Here is a 26522-nt window from a genome sequence, read left to right on the forward strand (position 1 = left end):
GCTTGAATACCCCATTTTCACTCCTTACCTGTTTGAATTCACCTGTTCGTGTCGATTCTACTTGTTCGCCTAAAAGATATCAAATGGGTTCTATAGACGCTTACAAGGTATTGTCTCAAATTCGCTGAATTGCGATCACCAGTTTTGGCTGTAGAATTAACATCAACGCTACAGAGATTGTGCATCCAATCAAAACCTGGTTTTTTGCAAGAGCGATCGCAATGGAAACAAATTATGGTTAAATGTTACAAATGCTCTATAGCTTAATACTTTAGAGGGTAAAAAAATCTAGATGCTTTGGTTGTCTCGATCGCTAGTGTTAGGAACTATATTTGTTAGCTTAACTTTTAGCACATCTTTATTTGCCAGTCAGTCTATGAACCAAGAAGATATCCAGATATTAATAGAAAAAGCTAAAGACGCATGGGTTGCTCAAGATGTCGATGCTCTTGCACAATTATTTACGGTTGATGGGGAACTAATCGTGCCTGGTCGATGCTGGCGGGGGCAAGAAAGAATTCGAGAAGAAGTTACCCATTTTAAACAACAGTATTCAGATGTCAAAATAGATATCCAGCGGATTATTGTTGGAGCAGATCAGGCAGCAGTAGAATGGTACTACGAAGATACGGAAAAGGCGACAGGTCATCGTAACAAAGCTGATGACGTAATTGTCGTAGATTTTAGGGACGGTAAAATTAGTCGTTGGCGTGAATATTTTGACACACAAACGCCAATTAACAGATAGTTGCACTAGAGGTGATAGTTAAATATCCTCAGTTCAAAATGAATTAAGGAGATTGGAATATCATAATTAAGTTGTAATGTAAAGGACACAAGACGTTTACCACCTCAGACCGCTCTGATGAAGAATTTCACCTTCCCTTGGTGATAATAAAGTGGAGGAAGCGACAAAAACTCCACACCGTCAAGGCCTTTAATTTATTTCATTTACACTGTTCAAACATCTGCGATCGCTCTCCTTCGATGTCTGATAATGGGTCACAGCGGCATAACACCCATACAGTGTTGTTTGTTTTCATTGACTAGAATAGCTAACAGCTGGGTGAAAAACCCTCCCTCTAAGATAGAAATACTACCTAGTCAACAGAGAGAGCTATATTGGTTACACAAGTCTGTCTAAAGTAAGATTTTAATTCTTTATAACTTTCTTTAGCTGCTCATTTGACGTTGTTGGGACTGTGCTTGCTTAAACTGCTTTTGTCGTGGTGTTAATTGGTTGTAATCACTTGAAGATTGCATATCTCACTGTAATTTTGCTAGTAACAGTAAACTAACGGTGATAATTAGCCCCGTTGAGAGAAACTGCATGATACCGCAGTACGGTAAAACTAAGATTCCCAACAAATAAATAAACCCCATCAGAACAAATGTGCGTGAACGTATTCCTACCCCGGTGCATAGGTAGCCATGGAATCAATTGCTTTCAACAACAATCGCAGGACGAAGCTGTCAAACAAGCCGTTATCGTGAGAAGTTTCTTTTGCTTAAGCGTGGTGAAGTGGCGATGTCTACGACGGGCTACGCCTACGCTCCTTCACTTATCCACGCTTAAGCAGCAACTAATCTAGCCCTCTATTTACGTACTAGGTTGAGCAGCTCTTTAGGAGATGCGAGCAAGTCAATCGCTACAAAGAAAATTTTGCCTTGGGGGGTCTAGCAAAAACCGCCATGCAATATTCATCCCCACGCTGGCACCGAACCAAGGGGTTTGGACTTTGCCTGTGACTTTAACTTAAGTGTAGCCATCTTCCACTGGCTCAGATACACCGCGCTCTGGTATCATCTTCAGACTCTGGCATTCTTCACGCATATAATGGATTGCCTCTTGACCAACAATCGGTCTTTCAAAGGGAGGTTGCAAGGCACCTTCAGAGGTAAACAAAGCAACAGATGCATCAAAGTCATTGGCATTCATGTTGTTGATATAGCCCAGCACCGTAGGATTGTTGACGCCCTCAATGGTTACCTTAGTCCGAAATGCTTGTGCAGTAGGAGGAGCCACAGGCTCTGAGACTTTTTTGTAACTACCAGGAGCGTTCGGGTCAAATCCCATGTTAATTACGGTATTGGTAGGATTGTAATTTGTTGACCTGAATCAGCATTGAGCTTAGAGAATGATTCGATAATAGTTGGAACAACGTCAGCAACTAGGGTGCCGGTAAAAATACTTTGAGCCGACTGGATGGTAAAAGACATAGCAGAAATTCCAAAAAGAAAATTACAGTTCTATCGAATGTGAAAATCAAATGTGCAAAGACGGAAGGGAAATGCGTTTATCTGTTAACAAAGGCACTCAGCAGTAACGAGAAGACAAGCAGTCTTTACGTAGGCGTACCCCGTCCGTAGACATCCCTCTACCAAAGGCATAGCGATTCTGTTGCTGTTGAGTTTGGATACTCGGCAAAGCATATCGCAGGCTCAACTGCATAGTTATTTAAAAAACCTTGATTAACAGTGGTTTAACGCATTCATGTCGCTTTGTATTATTATGTGAAGAAACATAACAAGTCTGTTATAAATAAGCAATACTTTCTCAGTTATTTATTAATAACTTTTGTTTATATGTATGATAAGTTTTCCTGTAGTTAGATTAAACGCAATTGATGCCTTTGTGCGTATTCACTTCCAAAAGCGATATCTACGATGGTCACTGAGCTTGTCGTACTCCTACGGAGAAGCAAGCTACGCGCAGCGTCTGTCTGCGACACGCTGCGCGAACGTAGAGAAGTGCGGGCAACGCCTACGCACGTCTCTAGATGTATCAAATTTTCATAAACAATCTTTAACCGAACCTATTCCGTGGGTGTAAACATCGCCTACTTCTCGCACAAATCCAAAATACCCTACTTGCTTGGTACGGTTTTTACTACTTTTTTTAGTATGTCAAGTATTTACAAAAAATAGTTACAACAGTTAATATTCATTTACAGATAACAAAAACAGAAAGTAAAAGATGACAAAAAGCTTCCCAATTTGTCACGGTATTGTGGATACGTGGGCTTAGAAGTAGCACAAATAGTTTCCAAACATTCTTGCAGTTCAAAGTAGAACTTATGTGATTCAAAATAGAAGTATAATTAATATATCAACTTTTAAAGTCTGGTCTGGATTCTCCTACAACAAATCGAACTGTTACTGCACTTTTATCAAGCCCGGTTTTACAATTAACTAATAAAAATCAATGTGCAATAAATTATAGGCGAAAGTAACTATACAGGCATTGATAACGATATTAGACCTGCCTTTAAAGAGTGGTGAGTGCTGAATTCTGAATTAAAAGTTAGGAGTTAATTTTGAATTTTGAATTTTGAATTGTTGAATCTTCTCCTTATCTCTCTTTTCTCTCCGGTCCCTAGTACAGCACGGCATAAATCTAGCTACTATCTCAATTAACAAGACTTGGGGCTTAAGCCCAATTAGACCGCTTTGTAGGAACCATGCTCTATATCTTCTAGGATGGTGGTTTGTGCAGATGGTTTCCAGCCAAGCTCCTGATCGGTTTTTGAAGACGAAACTTGGTTATTTATTGCGAAGAAAGTAGTTAGCGCTATCCCCCAAACTTGAACAGCTTCTTCCTTTGACATTCCGGTAACTTTACATCCAAGCATTCGTGCAACTGCTTCGGTGATAGCTTTATTAGTAATTCCTGACTCTGATACTGCATGATAGATCGAACCTGCCTTGCCATTATGCAATGCGTGAATATAAAGTTCGGCGGCATCATCTACATGGACAACGGAGTATTTATAGTCACCAGGTTCAACATACCGAGCTACGCCTGTTTGCTTGACATCGTCCACGAGAAAAGGGATGAATTGACTCCCACCACCTCCGTAAACAAAAATCGGAAGACGTAACACAACACTGCGGATATTTTGCTGTGCTGCACGAAGAATATCCTGCTCGGCTGCGGCTCTTCCTGCTAACTCTCCTTGAAACTCAAAATTTTCTGAGTCATCAATTACGCGATCGCCTGTATCACCAAGCAAACCAGTTCCTGATGTGGCAATGAATGGCTTGCCTGAACCTGCCAAAGCCTCTGAAAATGCAGCAATGACATCACGTTCTGTTTTTACTGCACTAGCGAAATCACTATAGTCATGAATAAATGCGGTATGAATGACTCCATCACAAGAGCATGCGGCTATCTTCAGTTTTTCTCTGTCTTGTAAAGTTCCTAAAACTGGCTCCATCTCAAGCGCTTTGAGCTTTTGTGCAGATGCTTCACTTCTAGTCAAACCAAAAATGTTGTGACCAGTCTTTTTGAGTAGTTGTGCAACAATTGAACCAATATACCCTGTTGCCCCTGTCAGAAAGATGTTCATAGTTCACTCCCTTGAAATCAGAACATTGCTGCGGTCTGACTATCTAGCAAACTAATAATATGCACTTCAGCACACCTATCTATGGGATTATTCTATATTCTTGCGGGCTAACCCTTATTAGCTCGCTTAATTTTTGAAATAGCGATCATTTATCCTAGTATTATCCTAGTATTATCCTAGTATTATTCGAGCTTGAGCAACTAGTTAAAGGTAGGCAAACTGACGCCACAGTGTACTAATCTCCAGTTCAACGCAAACAACGAATCGCCTCTAATAGACCTCTAGCTTTATTCAGCGTCTCTTCGTATTCTTTCTCTGGCTCAGAATCAGCTACCAAACCTGCGCCTGCTTGTACGCTCACTGTCTGATCATGCACTACCATTGTGCGAATTGCGATCGCAGTATTTAATTGTCCTTCAAAATCGTAATATCCATACACACCGGAATAAACACCCCGACGACTAGACTCTAACTCGTGGATAATCTCCATCGCCCTAATCTTGGGTGCGCCGCTTACTGTACCTGCTGGGAAGCAAGCTTTCAGTAAATCCCATGCTGTTTTACCAAGTGCTAACTTACCCACAACATTACTGACAATGTGCATCACATGGGAGTAGCGTTCAACTACCATTAATTCATCAACTTTGACGCTACCACTTTGACATACACGCCCCAAATCATTCCGTCCTAAATCCACAAGCATCACGTGTTCGGCAATTTCTTTCGGATCTTGGAGTAAATCCTGGGCGAAGGCTGCATCTTCCTGAGTGGTTTTACCCCGTGGACGTGTCCCGGCAATCGGCCGTACCGTTGCTATCACTCCACCATCTGGATCTGTTTCCGCTTTCACCATTACTTCCGGACTGGAACCGATAATTTGCCAATCTTGGAAGTTAAAGTAAGCCATATAAGGCGAAGGATTAATCTGGCGTAGAGAACGGTAAAGGGCAAAAGGGTCGCCTGTGTATGTTGTTGATAGTCGCTGGGAAATAACTACTTGAAAAATATCCCCTGCTTTGATATGAGCTTTTGCTTTTTGGACGCTGGCACAAAAATCAGGGCGGGTGAAGTTGCTGGTGTATTCCTCTGCTCCTCCAGATACGCGACTTTCAGGCGGTTTCCATTCCAATCTGGTTTTTTGCGGTGATAGTGGTAGAGATAGCTTTTCGAGCATTTGGGTGACGTGATCGCCCGCTTGTTGATAGGCTGCTTTGAAATCTACATTAGGATCACGTAAATCAGCATAAGCGATCGCCCAAATTTTCCGTTTCACCTGGTCAAAAATTAATAGGTGGTCTACCTGCATCCACAACCCATCAGGGATATTTCGCTCATCTGGTGGATAAATTGGCACACGCGGCTCAATCCAGCGAATCAATTCATAGCCCCAAAACCCAAACAAACCGCCAATTCCTGGCGGTAGCTGTGGTAGCTTGACTGGTTGAAAAGGTGCTAAACATTCGGCTAAAGCTGTAAAAGGGTCGCCTGCAAAAACGACCTGCGAACCATCGCGGTTTAACTGGGTCGTGCGATCGCCCCTTGCTTCCAAAACCCAAAGCGGATCACAGCCCACTAAACTATAGCGTCCCAGCTTTTCCCCGCCTTCTATCGATTCCAACAAAAAGCTATAGGGTTGACCTGAACAGACTTTATACCAAGCAGATACGGGCGTATCTAAGTCTGCTACCCATTCTTGATATACCGGGACGAAGTTACCTTGTAGAGCTAGCTGAGAAAATTCAAAGAAATCGGGGAATACCATAAATTACTTAGGGATTAGGGGTTGGGGATTAGGGATTGGGGATTGGGGATTGGGGATTAGGGATTGAGTATCAGAAGGATTTCTTAATACCCAGTTCCCAGTTCCCACTTCCCAGTTCCCAGTCCCCAGTCCCTAGTCCCTATACGTCATGGGTAGCTTTAGAACTGAACTTGAGTTCTGCTGGACTGGGGTTTTCCCCAATCCGGCGTGGGACATAACGCACTTTTTCACGACCTTCAGTCACCTTTTCGGGGAAGACACCATCAGCTGGGTGAATTAAAGTAGTTTCTCCATTGGGTAAAATCCGGTAAATTTTGTAATCTGTAATTTTGAGTTTCCGGAGTTTCTGACCGCCCAAAGCGATGCCATATTCTTTACGAGCTATATACAGCAGGTTTTCACCTTTCCGCATAGTAGCAGCACCACCTGTAGGCAATTCAAATACTTGCTCTTTCGGGCTAGTCCAAGTGATAGCGTACTTTTCTTCCACTTCTGCTTTTCTGAGCAAGCCACCGGTGCTGCCACCGAATAGCGGGGTTTGTCCAGAGAGTGTTTCTGCCATAAAGTATTCTCTCAACGTTTTTAGGGAATCCTAACACCGCAACCAGGATCATATTGCGATCGCGTCATAGACTGTAACAGTTTTTAGTCATTTGTCCTTTGTCCTTTGTCATTTGTTAAAAACTAATGCCCAATCCCTAATCCCCAATACCTATTTACTCTTGACTTTTGTCCGCTTTTCCTCTTGGCTACTCTGAACAATCGGTATAGTGAAGTGAAACTGACTACCCTGGTCTTTGCCAGTTGACTCTGCCCAAATTTCCCCACCCCAGCCATTAACAATTTGACGGCAAATTGCTAAACCAAGTCCAGTCCCGCCAGTGGTGCGGCGTAGCGCTCCTTCTTCTTGATAGAAGCGGTCAAAAACTACTTCTAAACGATTCGGTTCAATGCCGCGTCCAGTGTCAGCTACTGTCACCTCGACCATTTGACGGTTGTTGTGAATCGCTTTAATGGTGATTTCTCCTTCAGGTGGCGTAAATTTACAAGCATTGTCCATAAGTTTTGCTAGTACCTCTACCAGCCAATCACCGTCAGCTCTTACTAAAGGTAGGTTTTGGGCAATTTGAGTCTTAACTTTGGGCGGCTTTTCCGTTGAGGAATGCGTGCGATTTTGGCTGAGTGCTAAATCCACACACTCTTGTAAGGTAAGGGATTCTGGATGCCATTCCACCCGACCGCTTTCCAAGTTGGAAAGTGTGAGGAAATCTTGTACCAGTTTTCGCATCCGCTCCGAGTCGGAAAGAGCAGTATTAAGCATGATCTGCTGCAACTCCAAGGGCATATCCGGCTCACTAGCGAGACTTTCTAGGCACACTTGAATTGTGGATAGGGGGGTACGCAGTTCATGTCCGGTGATGGCTATGAGGTTGCTGCGGGTGCGGTCTAGGGCTTCTAGCTGCTGGTTAAGTTCTTCTAGGTTGGCGTAAGCTTCCGCTTGGATAAGAGCAGCTCCCACTTGGGTAGCGATCGCTTTTACCAAATCCAATTCCCCAGGTTGGCACTCGTGCGGTGGCATCCGGCAATAATGTAACTCCACAATGCCCAATAATCGCCCCTGATAGAAAACTGGTTCCATCAGCCAAGAACGAATGGCAAACTTTTTGGCGATCAATGAAAGTCCTGGCGAATTGGTAACGCAAGGGTCAGTCAGCGTATCACTAACACAAACCCCTTCGCCTTGGTCCACTATGTCCCGAAATAGAGAATTTTCCTCTAATTCCCAGGTTTGCCCACGAACAGATAAAACACCGGGAGTCAAAAACTCATGTTCAATTATGGCTTGGCTATCTGTGGCTTGAGCGCGGTAAATTAAACAGCGACAAGCTTCTAGGTGTTGTCCCAATTCTTGTGCCGCCACCTGGAGAACTTCGTGAGGATTGAGCGATCGCCGAATCGCAGTGCTAATCGAGTTGACTAATCGTTCTTTACGTGCTTGGGCAGCAATCGAACGGTAGGCTTTATGCAATTTGTACTGACTAGCTTGCAAATAAGTTAGTAAGCGCTGTACAAAGGGATCTGTATCGATGTCACAAGCATATTCGTTGACCTGTTCTGCTCCAGAGTGGTTTCGCGGCTCCCCGATGCCAAACCTCTGACGGGCCTCCTCAATTTTACTTGCCAGTTCTGGTCTGTAAACCGAAATCCTGTCTAACAGCAATTCGGCTGCTTTGAGGCTAACTCCCCTTTCCGATGTCCAAATTCCCTCAAATCTTCGTGCTGTGTCTATATCCAGACTAGGGCTTAGTTCTGGTAGTTGCTTATTTTTAGCAATAGAACCAAGATTTTCCCGGCAAACCAGACAAGTAGCATAATTGTCAGCAATCACTACCAAATGCCACTCTTGACTTAAGCCATCCTTTGGGTCAAAAGCCACTTTTTCGTAGTGTTCTGAACTGTTGGTAAAATCTGTTTCTGGAGCAGATAATACGTATATTTGATTACTTCGCAAGGCAAGTCGCTGGTAGCGATGAGCTTCTTGGCGGTAGAATCGCTCTCGCTGGAAACTAGCAATTACAAGGGGTTGAGCTAAAGTCGCAGCCAAAACTTGATCTTCCATCGCGTGGGAGAGCGCCGTTAGTGAAGCCTTAAAATATAACTGGGGCCGCAAGTAGGGTAGGGACTTTAGCAGATCACTCAGCACAGAAGTCGAAATGCTCATGAATTATTGTTAAACGCTCAACCTCGACAAGATCCACGTCACAGCTGCATTGTACAAATTCCAAGGGACTCTCAAGTTAAATAGACAGTTGCAATATGTAAAGAACCCTAAAAAGCACTTTTCGCCAAAGCAGGCGCAACACTTTGTTACCAACTAGGAGGAGTGCATACAACTTGATTTGTTGATTGACAACCTACTACGCCCAATATACATTCTCAACCGACTTATGCTTTTGCTTGCACAGGTACAATCTTTCCGCACTAAGTACTAAAACACTAATTATTGTATTGTTTAAACTGTTATATTCACCAATAACCACTGATCATTGATTGATAGTCCACCCGACGGCGATCGCGTCCCTTACGCGTCTGGTAGAGTTGCGTAAAGCCTTCGGCATGGCTTCGCTTAGAGCGAGTCTGCATCCCTTGCACGTCTCCTAGAAAGCGTCACCAGCGTCACAGTCCGCCGTAGACATCGCTACTTTGCCGACGTTAATTTATGTCCACTAAATAAATTTTCTTACCCAAAAATCATTACTGCTACATTCACATAATTTAATCCATGCAGAATTAGTGATCAAATTTAATCAATTAATTAATTATCATAAATTTGTCTAATCTAATACCAAAGATATTTAAGACGAAATCGTATAATAGTAGGGAACAAATGCTCTCTCTACCCAACAAAAACTGTGAATTTCGCATTTTTGTTGAGTATACTATATGCTTATCTCTTGAGAAAGTTCAATGACTAATGAATTATCTCAAAATCCTCAGTTTTCAGCCTAGACTTTAAACTTATAAAATATAAATTTAAATTTTTCAAGATTTGCTTATATGGATTTGAGCGCTGCTAATTTGTCAGTAGTATGTAAGGATTATTTTGGCTCGAATGGCTCAAACGAGTTTTAGAGAGCATCTTTTTTCCGGAAGTTGTGAGGGTCAGCGACCTCTATTCGGAAGACCACAGAAATATAGACCTGTACACGGAACTTTGGCTAATGACACCGGATACGCTAATAACCCCGGAAAAAATTTTTCTGGATGGAAAAACTTTTATTCCTGCCGAACAATTACCGATCCCGGAGTGGCCTTGTGTTGTGAGTCAAAGGCCACAACCGACACTAACGGTTAAAGATGATGATTTATTTTTTGTGACAGATACTATCGGGAACATTTCTGGCTGTTCCCTCAACGATGGCAATCCCAGCATGGGACTGTTTTGTTGTGATACGCGATTTCTCAATCGCTTGGAGTTGCAAATTGAAGGGCGATCGCCTGTACTCCTGAGTAGTACTGCCGAGAAAGGGTTTTCACTCTCAGTTTTGTGTACCAACCCCAAAATTGATGAACGCCTAAGAGCGGAAACTGTGGGAATTCGTCGAGAAATAGTGCTGAATGGGGCATTATTTGAAGAAATAGAGATATCTAACTACAGCACAACAACTGTCAATTTTGAACTAAGCATTAGCTTTGATGCGGATTTTGTTGATTTATTTGAAGTCCGGGGCTATGACAGAGAAAAACGAGGTCGGCTTTTACGGCTAGCGGAACTGACGGCTGAGGAAGGAACATTTTCTCTCATCGATGGCGTTGCGCCTGTACCCAAAGAGCCATCCGCCTCTAGGGAAGAATCCTTGACACTTGCCTATCAAGGTCTGGATGGCTCCGTGATGGAATCCCGTCTTCTATTCCAACATCGGCAACCAGACTATTTCAAGGGTTACACTGCTGTTTGGCAGCTAGAGTTGGCTTCTCACGAAACTCAAAAGCTGGGCTACCGAGTGAATATGTTGAGAAACAACCAGTCCAGTTCAACCGTGAGTGCCGCCTTCACCTTGGGACAGGCGAAAGCTGCTGAGTTGATGGAAGAGCAAAATTGGGTACAGCAAATTACACGCATTAGCTCAGATAAGAACACCTTCAATCGAGTGATTGAGCGGGCTGAACAAGATATGTATTTGTTGCGCCAATCTTTTGGTAAGCATAAGACTGTTTCTGCCGGAGTGCCGTGGTTTTCGACACTGTTTGGGCGAGATTCGCTGATTACAGCTTCTCAAACCGTGATGTTAAACCCGCAAATCGCCAAGGAAACCCTGATACTACTTGCGACATACCAAGGTAAAATCGACGACGAATGGCGCGAAGAAGAACCGGGTAAGATTTTGCACGAGTTACGTTTGGGAGAAATGGCTCGTTGTCAAGAAATTCCCCATACACCTTACTACGGTACAGTTGATGCCACTCCCCTGTGGCTGATGCTCTATGCCGAACATTATGCTTGGACTCACGATCAAGAACTTCTAGAGCAACTTTGGCCGAATGCTATAGCAGCAATGGAGTGGATCGATCACAATACCAAACAAACCAGTTACCTCAGTTATTTCCGTAAATCCAAACGCGGTCTTGTTAACCAAGGTTGGAAAGACTCTGGCGACTGTATCGTAGACCACAAGGGAGAATTAGCCAACGGCCCAATTGCTCTGTGTGAGGTGCAAGCTTACGTCTATGCTGCAAAAATGCGCCTAGCAGAAATAGCTAGGATGAAAAAGCGCCTTGATTTGGCAGATCGTTGGCAAGAAGAGGCCAGAAGTCTTAAGGTTCGTTTTAATCGAGATTTTTGGGTGGAAGACCAGGGTTTCTGCGCTTTGGCTTTGGATGGAGATGGCAAGCCAGTAGATAGTATTACCTCAAATCCTGGTCATTGTCTACATTTGGGCCTCTTCACACCCGAAAAAGCCTATAATGTAGCAGAACGGTTGCGGGCACCAGATATGTTTAATGGTTGGGGCATTCGTACCCTGAGTAGCTTGTCACCCGCTTATAATCCGATGGGCTATCACATTGGTTCGGTTTGGCCTCATGATAACGCTCTGATTGCAATGGGATTGCGATCGCTCGGTCTCATCGATCAAGCCCTGGAACTTTTCCAAGGTTTATTTGATATGACTAGTCGGCAGCCTTACCAACGTCCTCCAGAACTTTTCTGCGGCTACGAACGGAATGGTGATAATGCCCCTGTGCAGTATCCAGTTGCCTGTACTCCCCAAGCTTGGGCTACTGGTAGTATCTTCCAACTACTGCAAATGATGGTTAACTTGGTGCCTGATGCTCAAAATAACTGCTTGCGAATAATCGACCCCGCTTTACCAGAATCGATTAATCGCTTGTCTTTCCATAATTTGCGAGTCGGCCCCACCATCCTCGATTTAGAATTCGAGCGTTCTGGTACTACGACTGCTTGTCGCGTTGCGAAAAAACGGGGTAATTTGCGAGTAGTTATTGAAGCATAGAAAAAGAGTAGGGAGTAGGGGAATTCACCACTCCCTATTTTATGCTTAGTGCGACGCCGAGTAGCCCGTCGTAGACATCGCTCTAAGCATGACCTGAAATTCAGTACCAGGGCTTGTTCTACCATCCACTCCAACCAACAAGCATGTTAGTCTGCTTCATCACCAGTGTGTAGAGTTCTCAAGAGCTGCTCTGTAAGCTCGATTAATTCATATACAGAATTTTGCGTAATTTGTGTAGTTTTGAAGCCATGAGCAATAGAATTACGTAATGGGAGTAAATTCATTAGTAACTGATACTCAGATTTTGAAATTACACCTTCAGTTGCTAATTGCTTTATTAAGTAGCGTGGATCAAATCTTTCTAAACTTAGCTCTTCCTTTTGGGCAAGAAGTCTCAAAGTTGCTTCTACCAAAGACCAGGAAGATAGGAGAGCTAATTCTGGATGTTGCGTTGTAAGTTGCCTTGCTACTTGCAACTGTGATTCTATTTCATGTTCTTGAAGAGAACCCTCTGCTTTGGGAGAATACGTTGTATCCTCTGGATTGGTCATTACTAATTCAAATCTCCAACCAGGATGTCTTTCTACCGCTTGAGCTAAATTACCTAAGTATTGATTAGAAGAAGAGTTAAGTGAGGAGCGTGACTTGACTTCAATAACTACATTTTCTTCTCCTTTACGTACTATCATGTCGGGGCGATAGTTATTAAGAAATTCAGGCAAGTCTTCTATGTTTGGATGAAAAAAAACTTCGTAACCCTTTTTACGATACTCCTCTGCTAGTTTCAGTAATCGCTCTCTTTCTAAGTTTGCGGTTGAAGTTGCCATCAAGTACCTACCTCCTGGTTAGGAGCATCAATTACGACAATATGTAAGAACTCATTGCCACGAGCAAAGCCTTCCGCCAATGTCGAGGTCATGTCTTCTATTCTAAAGTTACCTGACAAATTCCTCTTTCTAACTAGGAGGTCGCTTACTTGCTCATCATCGACGTAGGCTAATCCAATAATTGCATCTTGAATAGGCTTTACTATATTGTCTATATCTATTTCAACAGAATCATAGAAATAGGTTATCTGGAGCATAACAAACCCAGTAGCTGTTTTTTGTTCCGAAGACCAGTATTTTTCAGCCTCTTGTCGCACTGTCTTTTTCCAATCTTGAAGCCGATTACCCTTACCACGTTTACGAGCTTGTTGTGATACTGGTGGTCCATCTACTATGAACTCAAATCTGGTCAATGCACTTCTAAATAATAGATCACAAGTTATTCTATGCTAGTAACCTCGAACACAACTAGATAACTCCCACTACTCAGCTGAATTTAACTTTTCTCTTACTGCTGTTACTAACTGTTGCTGTCTCGCCCACTAGCTTCGCTGAGTGCTTCACGAATTATCTCATCACTCACACCATGCCGTTTCAAGCTCGCAATCAATGTAGAAACAGTATCACCTTCAAGTCGCTCAATATCTGCTCTAAGTCCTTGGCCGATGTAAGCACGAACTAATGGCTGGTAACCAGAAAACCCTAACAATGGTGCTACTCGCTTCAAATCCTCAATCACATCTTCGGGAATGCGAATTGTGATTGTCGTCATTGGACGACTTTTATCGAGTCGCTTTTTTAAAACTTCAGCTTTCATAGTATTCACGTTCCTTGCGCGTCGCTTTCCGAGCCGAGATGATCCGAATTATGTCGTTTTCACGCTCAATGTAGACGACGTACAAAAGATTCCATCGTCTGTCTAAGCCAATCACAGCATCCCGCTACTCATCATTACGGCTGCAACCACCATTAGAAACGGATCGAAGAAAGCTTCTACGGCTTGCTGAAATGTTATACCGTCATGATTGCTGGGATTAATCCGAGCTTTCTCTTCGTTCCAAACGAAGGTGACACCATTAAGCACGAAAAACACATCCATACCTCATAGTTTAGGCAAGATGTATTTACGTTGTAAATACGATTTTTTGTAAAAGCTTACAATTACAATTCAGGGCTTGAATCTTGATGCGTACCATAACCTTGCAATACTTACCTGTTTCTTGCCTTCCTCAATCCGATAATTAATGCGATACGGCTTTAGATTAACTGGCGAATGTTAGGTTCATCAAATTCAAAAACCTTTTGCCTCTAAAATGGAAATTGGCTTAGTTCTTTCGTTTTTTCTAATAACCGCTGAACAATTTTCCTGGTTGCTTCAGGATTGTCCTGAGCGATGTATCGGATGATAGTTTCTAAATCTCCAAGTGCTTTTGGCGAGAGAATTACTTGCTAGTCCATGCATCGATTATCTACTCAACCGAAATACCTTGCCCTTGGTCAATTTGGTCAAACCCTTCCCTGATCGCGACAATAAACTCAATTTTCTGAGTAATTTCTCGTAGGGTTACATCCTGGGGTAAATGTTTTAACCAACTCAATAACGGCTTCTTTATCACTCATCGCAACTTAAAACTGTGTCAAGCAGACAACACAATGTTAACTTACCAGCCTACCGACGCGATCGCCTCAAAATTCAAAGGATGGTAATAAAATTCTGCTAGGAGAAGACTTAAGGATGTAAAAACAACAATTTACACCCAAACTCCTGTACAGACGCGATTAATCGCGTCTCTACTTTTTTTACGCTTCTTCAGAGTTTTCTCTTTTATGTCCTGGAGATGCTTCGTAAAGTGCATCGAGATGTTGACGCGCATCTTCAACGTTAATAGAACGCATTACCAAAAGTGGCTCTTTAATTAAGTTGCCCGCGCTATCTAATAACTCTGGATGGGGTACAAACTGTTTTTTTGACGAATAATAACCATAGCTGCCTTGATTATTCATTGGCGAGGAATTCGTTGGGTAAGTTCGATCCCGATCAAAACTGAACATGATCAGGTTACGAATTAAGTTGCCAACAGCTATAAATGCAAGGATTGTAAAAGCAAGAATGTAAAGCAGGTGTAACATTAGATTTTCCTCCAGGGCAGCAATTTTTTAAACTTTATTTTTTAACGCTTTGCTTCGCCGACACTGTGACTCACAGTTAAGACGAGTATTTGACGCACTTTTTGTGCGATTACATTCATATGAAGCTATTTGTCAACCGTTATTCCACTTACGGTAGCATAGGATACATTATTTTGTTAATCCAAATAATGTTAAGAACTTGTTAAGAATTTTCTACTATCTCTTTAACGAATGATCTCAGTCCTTGTCGTTAGACATCGCTAAGTAGTGTGCCGAAATTTAGCAGATACTCCCAGTTGCTGCTTAGACTTCACGCCCTTGACGAAAGCGCATTGCAACATTCCAGCATTCTGTGACTAATTCATGCCAAGGCATTAATGTTGCCATATCAATCCCGACTTGTTTATCAGTTGCATTAAACAGCATCTTCGCCGTATTTAGTTCATCCTGCGCTTGCTTAACCCGCAAGAGCAAGTCAGATTGCTCTTGGTGACTCATAAATGATAGTTGCTCAGTTTCGAGTAAATGGCGCGATCGCGTAAACCAATGCTGAAAATCTTCCAGCAGGGGTTCTAAAACCGTTTTCAGCAACTCAGTCCCTGGTAAATTTGAGTCTTGCATAAATGATAAGCATATTTCAAACTTGCTTACTAATATTAACATTATTTACATTTCTTAAGATTTTTTTGATTTCTCTCATAATTCCGAAGATGTAGAAATATGTAACAAAGAACACATAATTTATTATATAGTCTTGATCCCAGGTTTGTACAGTGCCATTGGAAAGGGATCTAGAGGTATGTATGACACTGAGTTGCAATTCATCAGATAATTTAGCGATCGCCTGGAATCCTGAATTTGAGACTTAGGTAACAAATCAAAAATTTATCTTTATCCCCAATTGAAGAAGAATTCAGGAGCAAAGCAAGAAAAGCTCCGCCAAGGCGTCAGAATCAATATAGTAGGGAATTTAAATCCATTACCTAGAAGCACCACTAAATCTGCATATTTAGCAAGAGGCTTAAATCCCTTTATTGATCGCCAGTATTTCGCTCCTTCGACCCTTAGACAAGCTCAGAGCATTGCAAGCTCAGTAACCATCAGACTCCAACTCATTCTGAATTCTGACGACTGACGCCTTTATTCTTTCTTGATAAAGCCGAACTGGCAAAAATCAAAGTCGTTATAGTTGAATAAGCCTACAGATTCAAATAAATCACCTTTTGTAATCACTTCGCCAATGGTTCAGCAGCCAATGTCGCTAAAATCATCGAATCAGTCAGAACAGTTAGAACAAGTTGAAAAAATTTATTTACCGCGTACCAGCGAATCGGAGAACTTACAAAAGATTCGCCACACTGCTTCCCATGTAATGGCAATGGCAGTACAAAAGCTGTTTCCCAAGGCACAAGTTACAATCGGCCCTTGGATTGAAAACGGTTTTTACTATGACTTCGACAATCCAGAACCATTTAGCGAAAATGATCTCAAAGCCATCAAGAAAGAGATGGTGAAGATTATCAATCGCAAGTTACCAGTAATTCGGGAAGAAGTCAGCCGCGAAGAAGCCGAACGTCGGATTCAGGAAATTAAAGAACCTTACAAGTTAGAAATCCTGGGAGATATAAAAGAGGAACCAATCACGATTTACCATCTGGGGAATGAATGGTGGGATTTGTGTGCGGGGCCTCATATGGAAAATACTAGTGAATTAAACCCGAAGGCAATTGAATTAGAAAGCGTTGCTGGTGCTTATTGGCGTGGGGATGAAACTAAAGCCCAGCTACAACGCATCTATGCCACTGCTTGGGAAAGCCCAGAACAACTCGCTGAGTATAAGCGACGGAAAGAAGAAGCGCTGCGGCGAGATCACCGGAAACTGGGCAAGGAACTAGGATTATTTATATTTTCTGACCAAGTGGGGCCAGGTTTACCTTTGTGGACACCCAAAGGCACTCTGTTACGGAGTACTTTAGAAGACTTCCTCAAGCAAGAACAGATAAAACGGGGTTATTTACCTGTAGTAACACCTCATATTGCCAGAGTAGATTTATTTAAAACCTCTGGACATTGGCAGAAATATAAAGAAGATATGTTCCCCTTAATGGCGGATGATCAGGAGTCCGCTGCCAATGAACAGGGCTTTGTCCTGAAGCCGATGAATTGCCCTTTTCACATCCAATTATATAAGAGTGAGTTACGCTCCTATCGGGAACTACCTTTGCGATTCGCAGAATTTGGTACTGTTTATCGCTACGAACAATCAGGGGAATTGGGCGGTTTAACACGGGTGCGTGGTTTTACTGTGGATGATTCTCACTTGTTTGTCACCCCAGAACAGCTAGATAGCGAATTCCTCAGTGTGGTAGATTTGATTTTGTCGGTGTTCAATAGTCTGCAACTGAAGAACTTTAAAGCTAGACTCAGTTTCCGCGATCCAGCTAGTGATAAGTACATCGGTGATGATGAAGTTTGGGACAAAGCCGAAAGTGCAATTCGCCGTGCAGTTGAAACCTTGGGGATGGAACACTTTGAGGGAGTTGGGGAAGCGGCATTTTATGGCCCCAAACTTGACTTTATCTTTAGTGATGCCCTAGATCGGGAGTGGCAATTAGGAACTGTACAGGTAGATTACATTTTGCCAGAACGGTTTGATTTAGAGTACGTTGCTGAAGATGGTGTTCGCAAACGCCCAGTGATGATTCACCGTGCGCCTTTTGGTTCACTGGAAAGGTTGATTGGGATCTTAATTGAAGAATATGCAGGCGATTTCCCTTTGTGGTTAGCGCCAGTGCAAGCTAGATTACTGCCAGTGGGTGATATACAGCTAGACTTTGCTAAAGATGTAGTGGCGAAAATGAGAGCATTGGGCATCCGTGCAGAAGTTGATACCAGTGGCGATCGCTTGGGTAAACAGATTCGCAATGCAGAGAAAGAAAAAATACCCGTGATGGCAGTGGTGGGAGCTAAAGAAGTGGAAACTAACACCTTGAGTATCCGTACCCGCGCCTCTGGGGAATTGGGAGTCATACCCGTAGATGAGGTGGTAGACAAAATGAAGGATGCGATCGCTAAGTTCGAGAATTTCTAAAATCTAACCGCAGACGCACACTAATCACAATTGGTGTGCGTTTTGTTTCGTAGGGTACTAAGGCTAGCTGGTAGGTTTTGGCAAAGGTGCGATGTCTACGAAGAGCTTCTCTACGAGACGCTATACGTAGCTTGCTTCCCAAAGAGTACGCTTACGTAACGTATTTAATATCAAAGGCTCATTAACGGAGTTCAAAGACTCATTAATGGAGTTCAAAGACTCATTAATGGAGTTCAAAGGCTCATTAATGGAGTTCAAAGACTCATTAATGGAGTTCAAAGACTCATTAATGGAGTTCAAAGGCTCATTAACGGAGTTCAAAGACTCATTAATGGAGTTTAAAGACTCATTAATGGAGTTTAAGGACTCATTAATGGAGTTCAAAGACTCATTAATGGAGTTCAAAGACTCATTCACGAGTATCAAAGACTCGTTGACGGAGTTCAAAGACTCATTGTAGTTAAATCAACGTGAGTTCGACGGGTTACATGAATCAAAAGACCTCTAAGAAGGTTTTACTGTGCAAAACTGTCCCTCTCCGATTTGCAGAGGGACAGACTTGAACTTTAGTTCAAGATAGGGAGAGGTTCGCCGAACTCACGTTTAATTAAATCAAGAATTTGCCTTCAGCCTAGAAGTCTCTTTATTAATTACAAATTAATATCACGACCTGGGGCGCAACAGTTGCACGAAGGTATCACTCACAGTATGGTCTTTGGTATCAGCAGCGTATTGAACTAATTTTTCTTTCAGTTCTTTGGCAGCATCTAAAGGCAGTAAATTTACTAGCAAAAAGTATACACCACGAAAATGGGAGTCGCCCATGTGATCAATCAGCCGATTTTTCGCTTCATCCTTCTCGCCGAGAAAGTTCTGCACTAAAAAGAATTCCATAATCTTGTCGTGGCGGAAATACCATTCTCTCTTGGCTGCACCTTCTTCGTTTTTCCACTGACGGCTGACAACCATTTTATATTTCTCATCTTCTAAAGACTGTACTACCTGGTAAAATTCATCTCCAGGTAGCGCCTGCTCATCGTTTAGCCGCATTTGATAGACTGCATCGGAGAATTTTTTTAAGGGAAATTCCTGGTTCCACTCTTGCAGGTATTCGGCTGCCATCAAATTATATTGCTGTTGTTGCAGGTGAAACAAATCAGGGTATTCACCTTGGGAAATCATTAACGCCACAACAGTTAAATCCATTGGGTTAGAGAAAACCCTTTGGTTAGGAGCTAATTCCTCTGGTGATTGCTGCTTGCTGAGGGCTGTTGCTAGATAGCTAGTGCAGGCTTGCTCGTAATTATTACCCTGAACTTTGGCATCTTTGGGCAGTCGTGGCTGACGGGAAATCAAAAATTGCTGAATTTGAGCTTGCTCAAGGGACTGTAATTTATATATCTTGGCTGTTGAGGGTGGTGTCCACTCTAGGGGTTGGGTAGTCATGATGATGTTACCCCGGAAGTAGTTTTCGACAAACTGGGAGATTTTTGCCCTGGTGTCGGCTGTGACTTCGTTGAGTCCGTCAATGCAGATATCTAATGCACCACTGTAAATTAAATTCTTGAGAAAATCAGCATCTTGTGCTTGCCCGTGCAGCTTGGCTTGAATTGCTTCAATTACCCCCTTGTCACACTTGCGGGCGGGTAAATAAACCACAATGCGCGGTGAGGTTTTCACCAAATGGCGGAGAAACATTGACTTACCCAAACCAGAATCACCTTCTAGGACAATTTGCCCTGCAATGCTGGGTAGCACCTGGGTAATTGCTTGGGGTTCTTCTGCACTCGGAACTTTCACCTTAGATTCTAGAAAGTATGTTTGGGGGTTAAAATTATCTAACCCGGCATCAGCTAGTAGGGAAGGCTTGAAGGGTTCAAATAATTTGCGGCGGAAAAAGGGAATCCAGGCGAGGAGAAAGCCGACGTAGCCCACGCCTAAGATGCGCCTTACCCAAGGATTCCAGAAAAAGATGGCTTGAACTTGGGGAAATTTGGGATAAGCAAAGATGAGGGCAAGCCAAAAGGCAGCGTGAATCAAAATAATAGTTCTGGCGTTAAAAAACCACTGCCAACCCTTGAGGTTAACTATTACTGATTGCAGCGAATCAGCTTCATTGAATCCGGCATCTTTGAGGTTTTTGTAGTGAGTTTTTAAAATAACAATATCTTGCGGTTCCCAATGGACTTTTCTGGCAACTACAGCAATTTGCTTTGCTAAGTCTTCCCGTAATCGTGCTAAACCTTGGCTAGGTTCCCAAACTTGGGCAAAGATTTTGAGAGTTTTATCACCACGATCGTGGCTTAATGAAACAGGAATTGTTTTAGTCTTAGGAAAACCCAGCCATGTGAGCAGTGTTTTGACTTCATTAGTACCGCCACCCAAAAAATATGTCAAAAATCGCCACTGGTCGAATTCTGATTGACCTGCGTAATAGATGCTATCCAGAATTACAACAATATTATTCAGGTTGAGTTGTTCTATCTTTCCCAATGCCTCTGCTGCACTGGAACGAAGATAGTCCTCAACAGTTTTATCCTTGAGGATGTCGAGGATGTCTTTGACGTAGGGTTTGGCAGCCTCCCCCAGATTTCCTAATGCCGATGCTGCACCAGCACGAACATAGCCCTCAACGGTTTTATCCTTGAGGATGTCAGCGATGTGTTTAACGTAGGGTTTGGCAGCCTCCCCCAGATTTTCCAATGCCGATGCTGCAAAAAAATAAACAGTTGAGTCAACGGTTTTATCCTTGAGGAAGTCGAGGATGTCTTTGACGTAGGGTTTGGCAGCCTCTCCCAAATTTCCCAATGCCGATGCTGCACCAGCACGAACATAGCCCTCAACGGTTTTATCCTTGAGGATGTCAGCGATGTGTTTGACGTAGGGTTTGGCTGCCTCTCCCAGGTTTCCCAATGCCGATGCTGCACCGTAACGAACATTTGAGGCAACGGTTTTATCCTTGAGGAAGTCGAGGATGTCTTTGACGTAGGGTTTGGCAGCCTCCCCCAGATTTCCCAATGCCGATGCTGCACCGTAACGAACATTTGAGTCAACGGTTTTATCCTTGAGGAAGTCGAGGATGTCTTTGACGTAGGGTTTGGCAGCCTCCCCCAAATTTCCCAATGCCGATGCTGCACCCTCACGAACACTTGAGTCAACGCTTTTATCCTTGAGAATTTTGGCAGCTTTTTGAGCAATATCTTCCGGTTTCTTCCCCAGAGATTTTAAATCTTTCAGATCATATTTAACTAATTTGTTGAATGCAGACCCCTTTACTTCATTATGTCCATCATCAAGGGCAGCAACGATACCGTTAATTTGCCATGCTTCCGGCTTGGACTTCGGCGGTTCTTTCGCGCTTACCCAAGGCAAGGTGAGGAGAAGAGTCAACAGCACGATAAAGGGAAAAAGGAAAAGGGGCGACGATCGCTTTTTAATTATGTGCAAATACATTTGTATAATTCGTAATTTCTTTAGTAATAAAGTCTGTTTCTGCCCTTTCCTTTGCAGGGAAAGAGAAGGGAGTTAGGTTTTTACTAGTAAATCAGGAACCGCTACAGTTATCTTTTTCCCGTCTGATAACTCAACCTAGCTAGAAATGGAATATTAATGTAAATACTACAGGAATTTAAAAAGATACGCTCAGAGTATAGTACTGAGCTTGCTTGAGTGATGGTGCGACGCCGATAGCGAAGCGTTAGCGAGTCTTCGAGCGTCATAGCCCGTCGTAGACATCGCCTACTCAAACCACTGCACGAGATAATAACAATACCTGGTTCAATTGTTGGCGATCGTTAATGTCCTTTGATAATCTCTGCAAACTCCTGTCCGAAAAACATCCTGCTACCTTTGCCAGTTGGGTTTTGGGTACACCCTTCGGGTTCGCCAGTCGCCTGCGGAGGGAAACCCTCCCGCAGCGCTGGACTCACCGCAAACTTCTGTCAAAGTCCTCAAAACCGAATTGAGTATCGAACCGATTCGCGCTGATTATGTAACATTCTTACAATTACAAGGACGCATTCTCCATCTGGAATTTCAAACCAAACTAGAATCTATGCCACCCCTACCCTTGCGGATGCTAGATTATTGGGTACGCTTGTATCGTTTGTATCGTCTACCAATAACGCAAGTTGTCGTCTTATTACTTCCCCCTGCATCAGAAACAGTAATTGAAACTGCCTTTACAGTCGAAACTACTCATCACGAATATCGCGTAATTTCCATGTGGGAAGAAAATCCGGAAGCATTCCTCAATGACCCAGCTTTGTTACCATTAGCACCACTGACTGCAACCACGCAACCTCAAGCTTTGTTGCAACAAGTTGTGGGAAAAGTTAGTCAACTTAAGCCAAGACAACGACCAGAAATTTCTGCTTACACCCAAATCTTAGCGGGGTTAAAATACAATCAAGATTTGATTCGACAATTATTTCGGGAGGATATGATGCGCGAGTCAGTGATTTATCAAGAAATTCTTGCAGAAGGGGAACAACGAGGAGAATAACGAGAACGAGCGCTCATTCTCCGTCAGCTTACTCGACGGGTGGGAGAATTACCCCAAGAAGTGCTAGACCGTATTCAAACTCTCTCTTTAGAACAATTAGAAAATCTCGGTGAGGCATTGTTGGATTTTCAGGCGATTCCCCAAGGGGGAACGGCAAAGCCGAACGCGGATTTAGAAACCTGGTTTAGGACATTAGACGTAGGAGTGAAAATGACGTAGATACAATTTATGAATTATGCCTACCAAGGATTTCGGGCAACGCATAATTAATTTCACTCCTATGTCTATTAGATGAATTTTTTCCATTTGAGCCAATGTTTGATGGCGCTAGGGGAAAAAATAGCTTCAGAAGAACAAAAGCGAGTTGAGCTTGTCAGTTTGCCACATTATAGTTCAATTAACTTGAAGCCCCAAGGTTTGAGAGCCGCTTCAGCTATTTCTGAATTTACACCTTCATAAGCCTCCCATTCCAATGGATGCTCTTTAGGATGTCCGTCGCCGACATTACCTGCAACTTTGATGATCGGACAGTTGGCGATGCGATCGCGCTCCAACCCTTTTGGCACTACTAGCTCGATTTTGTGCCCGACAAACTTCGCTGTACTTTCATTAGCTACAGATTCACGGATTAAACAAATATCACCAGCAGTCCCCCAAGTAGTTTGGTAAATGTGGAGGAACGATATATAGGTTTGTGGTTTGATGGATCTTTTTAGAACTTGCATTATCTGTAATCCTTACACTATGAGCGAAAAATCATATGAGTATTTTCTATCACCTTCGTAGGGAAGAATGTTTTTAACTCACATTTTGCACTTAGTCCAGGCGATTAGAAACCGCCTGGTGGAATATATTCCTCGTTCCTAGTCAGAGACGCTGCCATCCCACAAAAGCGGCTCTGCCACTTTTATGGTGCATTTTCTTCTTAGACCTGGAAACGAGATAACGAGCGACGCTACTCAAAACACGATAATCGCCCATATACTAGCTCCCAACCCGATCGCTGCTAGGTGTTGCCAAAGGAGCGATCGCACTGGTTGCTTGGCAATCTTTTGCGTTAATAATATAGTCATCAACACTGAGAAAATTATCGTTGCACCTTGCAAAAAGGCAATTACAGCCGGGTGAGCAACCAATATTGGCAATTGTTCACCACTCAAACCAAGAGTAGCAAAGGTCACTGGTAAAATCCGCCCGCCTTCTCCTAAGCCCAAACGTAGATAGTGAGCCAAATTTCCCCCCAAAACTAATGGTAGATAGCCATAGGCAAGTTCTACAAATGATCGAGGCTTCATCCAATTTTGGATTTTGGATTTTGGATTTTGGATTTTAGATTTTGCCGCTTCGATATAGTTAGCTAACCAGTAAGACACTTGTATCAGTTTGTAGGCGGCGAAAGTAAAAATCGCTGGGATAATTAACACTAGCAGCGATAATCCGAAGTGCTGCCAAAACTGAGTTAAATCCAATTGTAACCCCAACCAAGATTGCAATTCTGGCAAGTGATGCAGATATATCCCACCCAACAACAAAAACAATAATGCTACTTCATAGGTGCGGGGTACATGAGTTGTCCACAGTTCGATACCAGGGGGACGCAAGTTAAACTCAACAGAACGATGGGGACAGGCTTTTAGGCAAGTCATGCACAGGACGCAATCTCTGTTATCTTCTAACTGGGCTGGGTGCGAGTATAAAGGACATCCATTCGTTTCCAGCCCTTCCCCCTTTTGCGGCCCACCTTTATAGCACTGATAAGTGGTGCAACTGGCAGAACATATCCCTTGCTGTGCCCGAAGTTCCGTCATTGAGAGTTTGGCAAATAAACCATTCATCCCGCCGATAGGGCAGAGATAACGACACCAAAATCGCCGCTCAAAAAGGGCAGAGAAAATCATCGCCCCTGCGGTAATTAACAGCAGCAAACAAGCGCTGAGGTAGGCGGTATTTTCTAAATGCCAGAGTTCTTCCCATAAGAAAATTAGGGAGAACAAACCAAACATAAACCATCCGCCCCATTTTTCAGCTTCTTCTCTCGGCCAGCGCTTGAGTTTTCGAGGCCACAGCCAGAGAGATAACTTTTGGGTAATTTCCCCGTAAATCATGAAGGGACAAACAGAACACCAGATCCGACCCAAAAAGGGAAAGAGAAATAAGAAGAAAGGCCACCACCAAGCCCAAAAGAAATTTAATACAAAATTGCGATCGCGGGTTTGAGGGCCAATAAATAACACTGCAACAATAATTGCAAAAGCCGTTGCAGTAAAACCATAGTTAATGCGATCGGGCCACCAGGGACTACGTAAAAACCGCCGCAAACGGGGATAGGCATTTAACAGATTTACCCGAAATCGTTTTTTCTTTGTTTCGGCTGGCCAGAAAATTTCTTCTGTTAATTCATTGGCACCTTCGGCTTGCACGATCGCCCTTTCAACCAGATTTTTCAATTCCATGAGGTTGCCAGGAAAATCATAGGACTGGAGGCGACGCAGAGCTTCTGGGGTGATATGTGGTTTTGGAACACCTCTAGCTCGAATGTAGAGACTAGTATAATATTCAACCTGTGCTTGAATATCGGTTTTCCGCACCCGTAGCGGCGGTACTTTAATAATGTGACCAACAGAACGTTCAATGGTCGGCTGAGTTTTTTCTGAAACAATCAGAATTCTGGCTCTATTAGGGCGAGGTTCAGGTGCTGGTTCTCCAGAACGAGCCACGGGCGTATATGTGCCAGTTTTGAGCAACCGCGTCACGGGAGGTAATAATTCTTCGGGCAATTCTTGGATGTTGTTGAGAACTAGAGTTCCTTCCCCCAACCATTCCAAAAGTCCTGCTTTGCCGCCAGCACGACCGAATAAATCTGCACCACTCGTTTGGAGAATACCACAATTTACTTTAATAATTGGTTCTCGCCGTTTTGGAGAACCAAAGTGGATTAAGGCTGCTATATTATCTTTTTCTAACCCTGGTTCTCCGAAAATATCCACTGATTTGCGGTCAGCAGCCGCTTCTCGAATTTGCTCCCGCAGACGCACTGCATAGCGACTTGTACCGATAATTCCGCGTTGCGCTTTGGTGACTAAATATGGTCGCAAGGCGAGAGAACGTTCTTGTTCGTAGCCAAGTGCAGATGTCACCTGAGCTAACTCTTGAACCAATTGGCGGGAAAAAGCCAGAGCAATTTCGGGGTATTGACTGACTAATTCACGAAATTTAGCAACAGGCACAACCCACAAGTGACATTCGGTTACCGTAGTAATTGTGAATGGAGTTAATTCATCCAACAGCAATTCTTGAAGTTCAATCACTGCACCGGAGAGGAATCCACAAGCTAAGGCTGGGTTGGTTTCATTGGTGCTATTGCTTTCGAGTTGACCTTCTACAAGAATATAAAGGGCTTCTGGAGGAGTGCCTTCGCTAACTAAGTCAGTTTCGGGTGGCACAACTTGTTCTTCAATTACTTGAGCGATCGCATTCAACACTTCAGGTGAGAGAATTCCTAAAGTTGTCCGTTCTTGTAGCCATATAACCGTTTCTGGAGATGTCATATTAAGTTCTCCGTGTAGGCTGCTGTATAACAAGAATTATCCCTGAAAGCGGATGTCAAAATATCTGTGTTCAGTTATTGTGCATTATTAATACACAATGTGCAATGTTTGTCCTTGCTAGTAAGGTAAACTACCTACACCGATTTAGAGTAACAAATATACTATAGGCAAATGGCAGATTTTTGAATATTTCCAGAACTTCCTTATAGAACCCATTTGATATCTTTTTTAGCTGGCAGCTAGTCTTTTAAGCATCAGTCTGATAAAACAAAGCTTGAGCTTGGCATTGGCACGAGC

Annotated in this window: 20 protein-coding genes and 2 pseudogenes; 4 read left to right on the forward strand and 18 right to left on the reverse strand. The window is 43.1% G+C overall.

All coding sequences use genetic code 11. The features are described from left to right. The first annotated feature begins 292 nt into the window (after window positions 1-292). Window positions 293-748: a nuclear transport factor 2 family protein gene (locus V7K48_RS06815; RefSeq protein WP_335070830.1), complete on the forward strand. Its 456-nt coding sequence runs from the start codon at window positions 293-295 to the stop codon at window positions 746-748. A gap of 848 nt (window positions 749-1596) precedes the next feature. Here the strand turns inward: V7K48_RS06815 and V7K48_RS06820 are convergent. From V7K48_RS06820 to V7K48_RS06845, 6 genes and pseudogenes are all read right to left on the reverse strand, one after another. Beyond that, a pseudogene (locus tag V7K48_RS06820) lies at window positions 1597-2121 on the reverse strand (ketosteroid isomerase family protein); the annotation flags it as partial. 196 nt (window positions 2122-2317) lie between these two features. Beyond that, window positions 2318-2452, reverse strand: a complete 135-nt coding sequence (locus V7K48_RS06825; protein ID WP_335070832.1) for a hypothetical protein — start codon at window positions 2450-2452, stop codon at window positions 2318-2320. A 988-nt stretch (window positions 2453-3440) separates the two neighbouring features. Beyond that, window positions 3441-4349, reverse strand: coding sequence for an SDR family oxidoreductase (locus V7K48_RS06830; RefSeq protein WP_335070834.1), 909 nt, complete (start codon window positions 4347-4349; stop codon window positions 3441-3443). 247 nt (window positions 4350-4596) lie between these two features. Continuing rightward, on the reverse strand, window positions 4597-6111 hold the full coding sequence (gene trpE, locus V7K48_RS06835) for an anthranilate synthase component I (RefSeq protein ID WP_335070836.1): 1515 nt from the start codon (window positions 6109-6111) through the stop codon (window positions 4597-4599). Window positions 6112-6250: 139 nt separating this feature from the next. Continuing rightward, window positions 6251-6673, reverse strand: a complete 423-nt coding sequence (locus V7K48_RS06840) for a photosystem I reaction center subunit II PsaD (RefSeq protein ID WP_334816340.1) — start codon at window positions 6671-6673, stop codon at window positions 6251-6253. Window positions 6674-6823: 150 nt separating this feature from the next. Continuing rightward, a complete protein-coding gene (locus V7K48_RS06845; RefSeq protein WP_335070838.1) occupies window positions 6824-8833 on the reverse strand; it encodes a DICT sensory domain-containing protein in 2010 nt (669 codons plus the stop codon). Window positions 8834-9833: 1000 nt separating this feature from the next. On the opposite strand from V7K48_RS06845, the gene V7K48_RS06850 reads away from it, so the two are divergent. Then, the gene (locus tag V7K48_RS06850; protein WP_335070841.1) at window positions 9834-12125 is read left to right on the forward strand and encodes an amylo-alpha-1,6-glucosidase; all 2292 of its coding nucleotides are present in this window, start codon (window positions 9834-9836) and stop codon (window positions 12123-12125) included. 146 nt (window positions 12126-12271) lie between these two features. Here the strand turns inward: V7K48_RS06850 and V7K48_RS06855 are convergent, their stop codons facing one another. The 9 genes from V7K48_RS06855 to V7K48_RS06890 form a co-directional block, all read right to left on the reverse strand. Further along, window positions 12272-12952 (reverse strand): hypothetical protein, encoded by a 681-nt coding sequence (locus V7K48_RS06855; protein ID WP_335070843.1) that lies wholly within the window; start codon window positions 12950-12952, stop codon window positions 12272-12274. Continuing rightward, on the reverse strand, window positions 12952-13365 hold the full coding sequence (locus V7K48_RS06860; protein ID WP_335070845.1) for a RusA family crossover junction endodeoxyribonuclease: 414 nt from the start codon (window positions 13363-13365) through the stop codon (window positions 12952-12954). The genes V7K48_RS06855 and V7K48_RS06860 overlap by 1 nt, the downstream gene beginning before the upstream one ends. Window positions 13366-13472: 107 nt before the next feature. Beyond that, entirely contained in the window at window positions 13473-13769 is a 297-nt protein-coding gene (locus V7K48_RS06865; RefSeq protein WP_335070847.1) for a hypothetical protein, read from the reverse strand. Beyond that, the gene (locus V7K48_RS06870) at window positions 13759-13884 is read right to left on the reverse strand and encodes a BrnT family toxin (protein WP_335070849.1); all 126 of its coding nucleotides are present in this window, start codon (window positions 13882-13884) and stop codon (window positions 13759-13761) included. The genes V7K48_RS06865 and V7K48_RS06870 overlap by 11 nt, the downstream gene beginning before the upstream one ends. Beyond that, window positions 13881-14045, reverse strand: coding sequence for a BrnT family toxin (locus tag V7K48_RS06875; RefSeq protein WP_335070850.1), 165 nt, complete (start codon window positions 14043-14045; stop codon window positions 13881-13883). The genes V7K48_RS06870 and V7K48_RS06875 overlap by 4 nt, the downstream gene beginning before the upstream one ends. Window positions 14046-14260: 215 nt before the next feature. Beyond that, on the reverse strand, window positions 14261-14395 hold the full coding sequence (locus tag V7K48_RS34900) for a type II toxin-antitoxin system RelE/ParE family toxin (RefSeq protein WP_442949413.1): 135 nt from the start codon (window positions 14393-14395) through the stop codon (window positions 14261-14263). A 26-nt stretch (window positions 14396-14421) separates the two neighbouring features. After that, window positions 14422-14550, reverse strand: coding sequence for a hypothetical protein (locus V7K48_RS06880; RefSeq protein WP_335070852.1), 129 nt, complete (start codon window positions 14548-14550; stop codon window positions 14422-14424). Window positions 14551-14752: 202 nt separating this feature from the next. After that, window positions 14753-15082, reverse strand: a complete 330-nt coding sequence (locus V7K48_RS06885) for a DUF2973 domain-containing protein (protein ID WP_335070854.1) — start codon at window positions 15080-15082, stop codon at window positions 14753-14755. A 303-nt stretch (window positions 15083-15385) separates the two neighbouring features. Further along, window positions 15386-15703, reverse strand: coding sequence for a DUF2605 domain-containing protein (locus tag V7K48_RS06890; RefSeq protein WP_335070856.1), 318 nt, complete (start codon window positions 15701-15703; stop codon window positions 15386-15388). A 619-nt stretch (window positions 15704-16322) separates the two neighbouring features. Between V7K48_RS06890 and thrS the strand changes: the two genes are divergently transcribed. After that, window positions 16323-18173: a threonine--tRNA ligase gene (gene thrS, locus V7K48_RS06895; protein WP_335070858.1), complete on the forward strand. Its 1851-nt coding sequence runs from the start codon at window positions 16323-16325 to the stop codon at window positions 18171-18173. Window positions 18174-18836: 663 nt separating this feature from the next. Here thrS and V7K48_RS06900 read toward each other — a convergent pair. Then, the gene (locus V7K48_RS06900) at window positions 18837-21626 is read right to left on the reverse strand and encodes a HEAT repeat domain-containing protein (RefSeq protein ID WP_335070860.1); all 2790 of its coding nucleotides are present in this window, start codon (window positions 21624-21626) and stop codon (window positions 18837-18839) included. Window positions 21627-21970: 344 nt separating this feature from the next. Here V7K48_RS06900 and V7K48_RS06905 point away from each other — a divergent pair. Beyond that, window positions 21971-22896: pseudogene (locus V7K48_RS06905) on the forward strand (Rpn family recombination-promoting nuclease/putative transposase). A 167-nt stretch (window positions 22897-23063) separates the two neighbouring features. Here V7K48_RS06905 and V7K48_RS06910 read toward each other — a convergent pair. Next, window positions 23064-23402 (reverse strand): hypothetical protein, encoded by a 339-nt coding sequence (locus tag V7K48_RS06910; protein WP_298914865.1) that lies wholly within the window; start codon window positions 23400-23402, stop codon window positions 23064-23066. Between the two features lie 234 nt (window positions 23403-23636). Further along, on the reverse strand, window positions 23637-26225 hold the full coding sequence (locus V7K48_RS06915) for a sigma 54-interacting transcriptional regulator (protein ID WP_335070862.1): 2589 nt from the start codon (window positions 26223-26225) through the stop codon (window positions 23637-23639). Window positions 26226-26522 lie beyond the last annotated feature (297 nt).

This window comes from Nostoc sp. (assembly GCF_036919615.1).
Taxonomy (GTDB): domain Bacteria; phylum Cyanobacteriota; class Cyanobacteriia; order Cyanobacteriales; family Nostocaceae; genus Nostoc.

Coding starts and splice junctions, on each gene's coding strand:
- V7K48_RS06815 (WP_335070830.1), top strand. CDS start 293: ATGCTTTGGTTGTCTCGATCGCTAGTGTTAGGAACTATATTTGTTAGC.
- V7K48_RS06825 (WP_335070832.1), bottom strand. CDS start 2,452: ATGCAGTTGAGCCTGCGATATGCTTTGCCGAGTATCCAAACTCAACAG.
- V7K48_RS06830 (WP_335070834.1), bottom strand. CDS start 4,349: ATGAACATCTTTCTGACAGGGGCAACAGGGTATATTGGTTCAATTGTT.
- trpE (WP_335070836.1), bottom strand. CDS start 6,111: ATGGTATTCCCCGATTTCTTTGAATTTTCTCAGCTAGCTCTACAAGGT.
- V7K48_RS06840 (WP_334816340.1), bottom strand. CDS start 6,673: ATGGCAGAAACACTCTCTGGACAAACCCCGCTATTCGGTGGCAGCACC.
- V7K48_RS06845 (WP_335070838.1), bottom strand. CDS start 8,833: ATGAGCATTTCGACTTCTGTGCTGAGTGATCTGCTAAAGTCCCTACCC.
- V7K48_RS06850 (WP_335070841.1), top strand. CDS start 9,834: ATGACACCGGATACGCTAATAACCCCGGAAAAAATTTTTCTGGATGGA.
- V7K48_RS06855 (WP_335070843.1), bottom strand. CDS start 12,952: ATGGCAACTTCAACCGCAAACTTAGAAAGAGAGCGATTACTGAAACTA.
- V7K48_RS06865 (WP_335070847.1), bottom strand. CDS start 13,769: ATGAAAGCTGAAGTTTTAAAAAAGCGACTCGATAAAAGTCGTCCAATG.
- V7K48_RS06885 (WP_335070854.1), bottom strand. CDS start 15,082: ATGTTACACCTGCTTTACATTCTTGCTTTTACAATCCTTGCATTTATA.
- V7K48_RS06890 (WP_335070856.1), bottom strand. CDS start 15,703: ATGCAAGACTCAAATTTACCAGGGACTGAGTTGCTGAAAACGGTTTTA.
- thrS (WP_335070858.1), top strand. CDS start 16,323: ATGGTTCAGCAGCCAATGTCGCTAAAATCATCGAATCAGTCAGAACAG.
- V7K48_RS06900 (WP_335070860.1), bottom strand. CDS start 21,626: ATGTATTTGCACATAATTAAAAAGCGATCGTCGCCCCTTTTCCTTTTT.
- V7K48_RS06910 (WP_298914865.1), bottom strand. CDS start 23,402: ATGCAAGTTCTAAAAAGATCCATCAAACCACAAACCTATATATCGTTC.
- V7K48_RS06915 (WP_335070862.1), bottom strand. CDS start 26,225: ATGACATCTCCAGAAACGGTTATATGGCTACAAGAACGGACAACTTTA.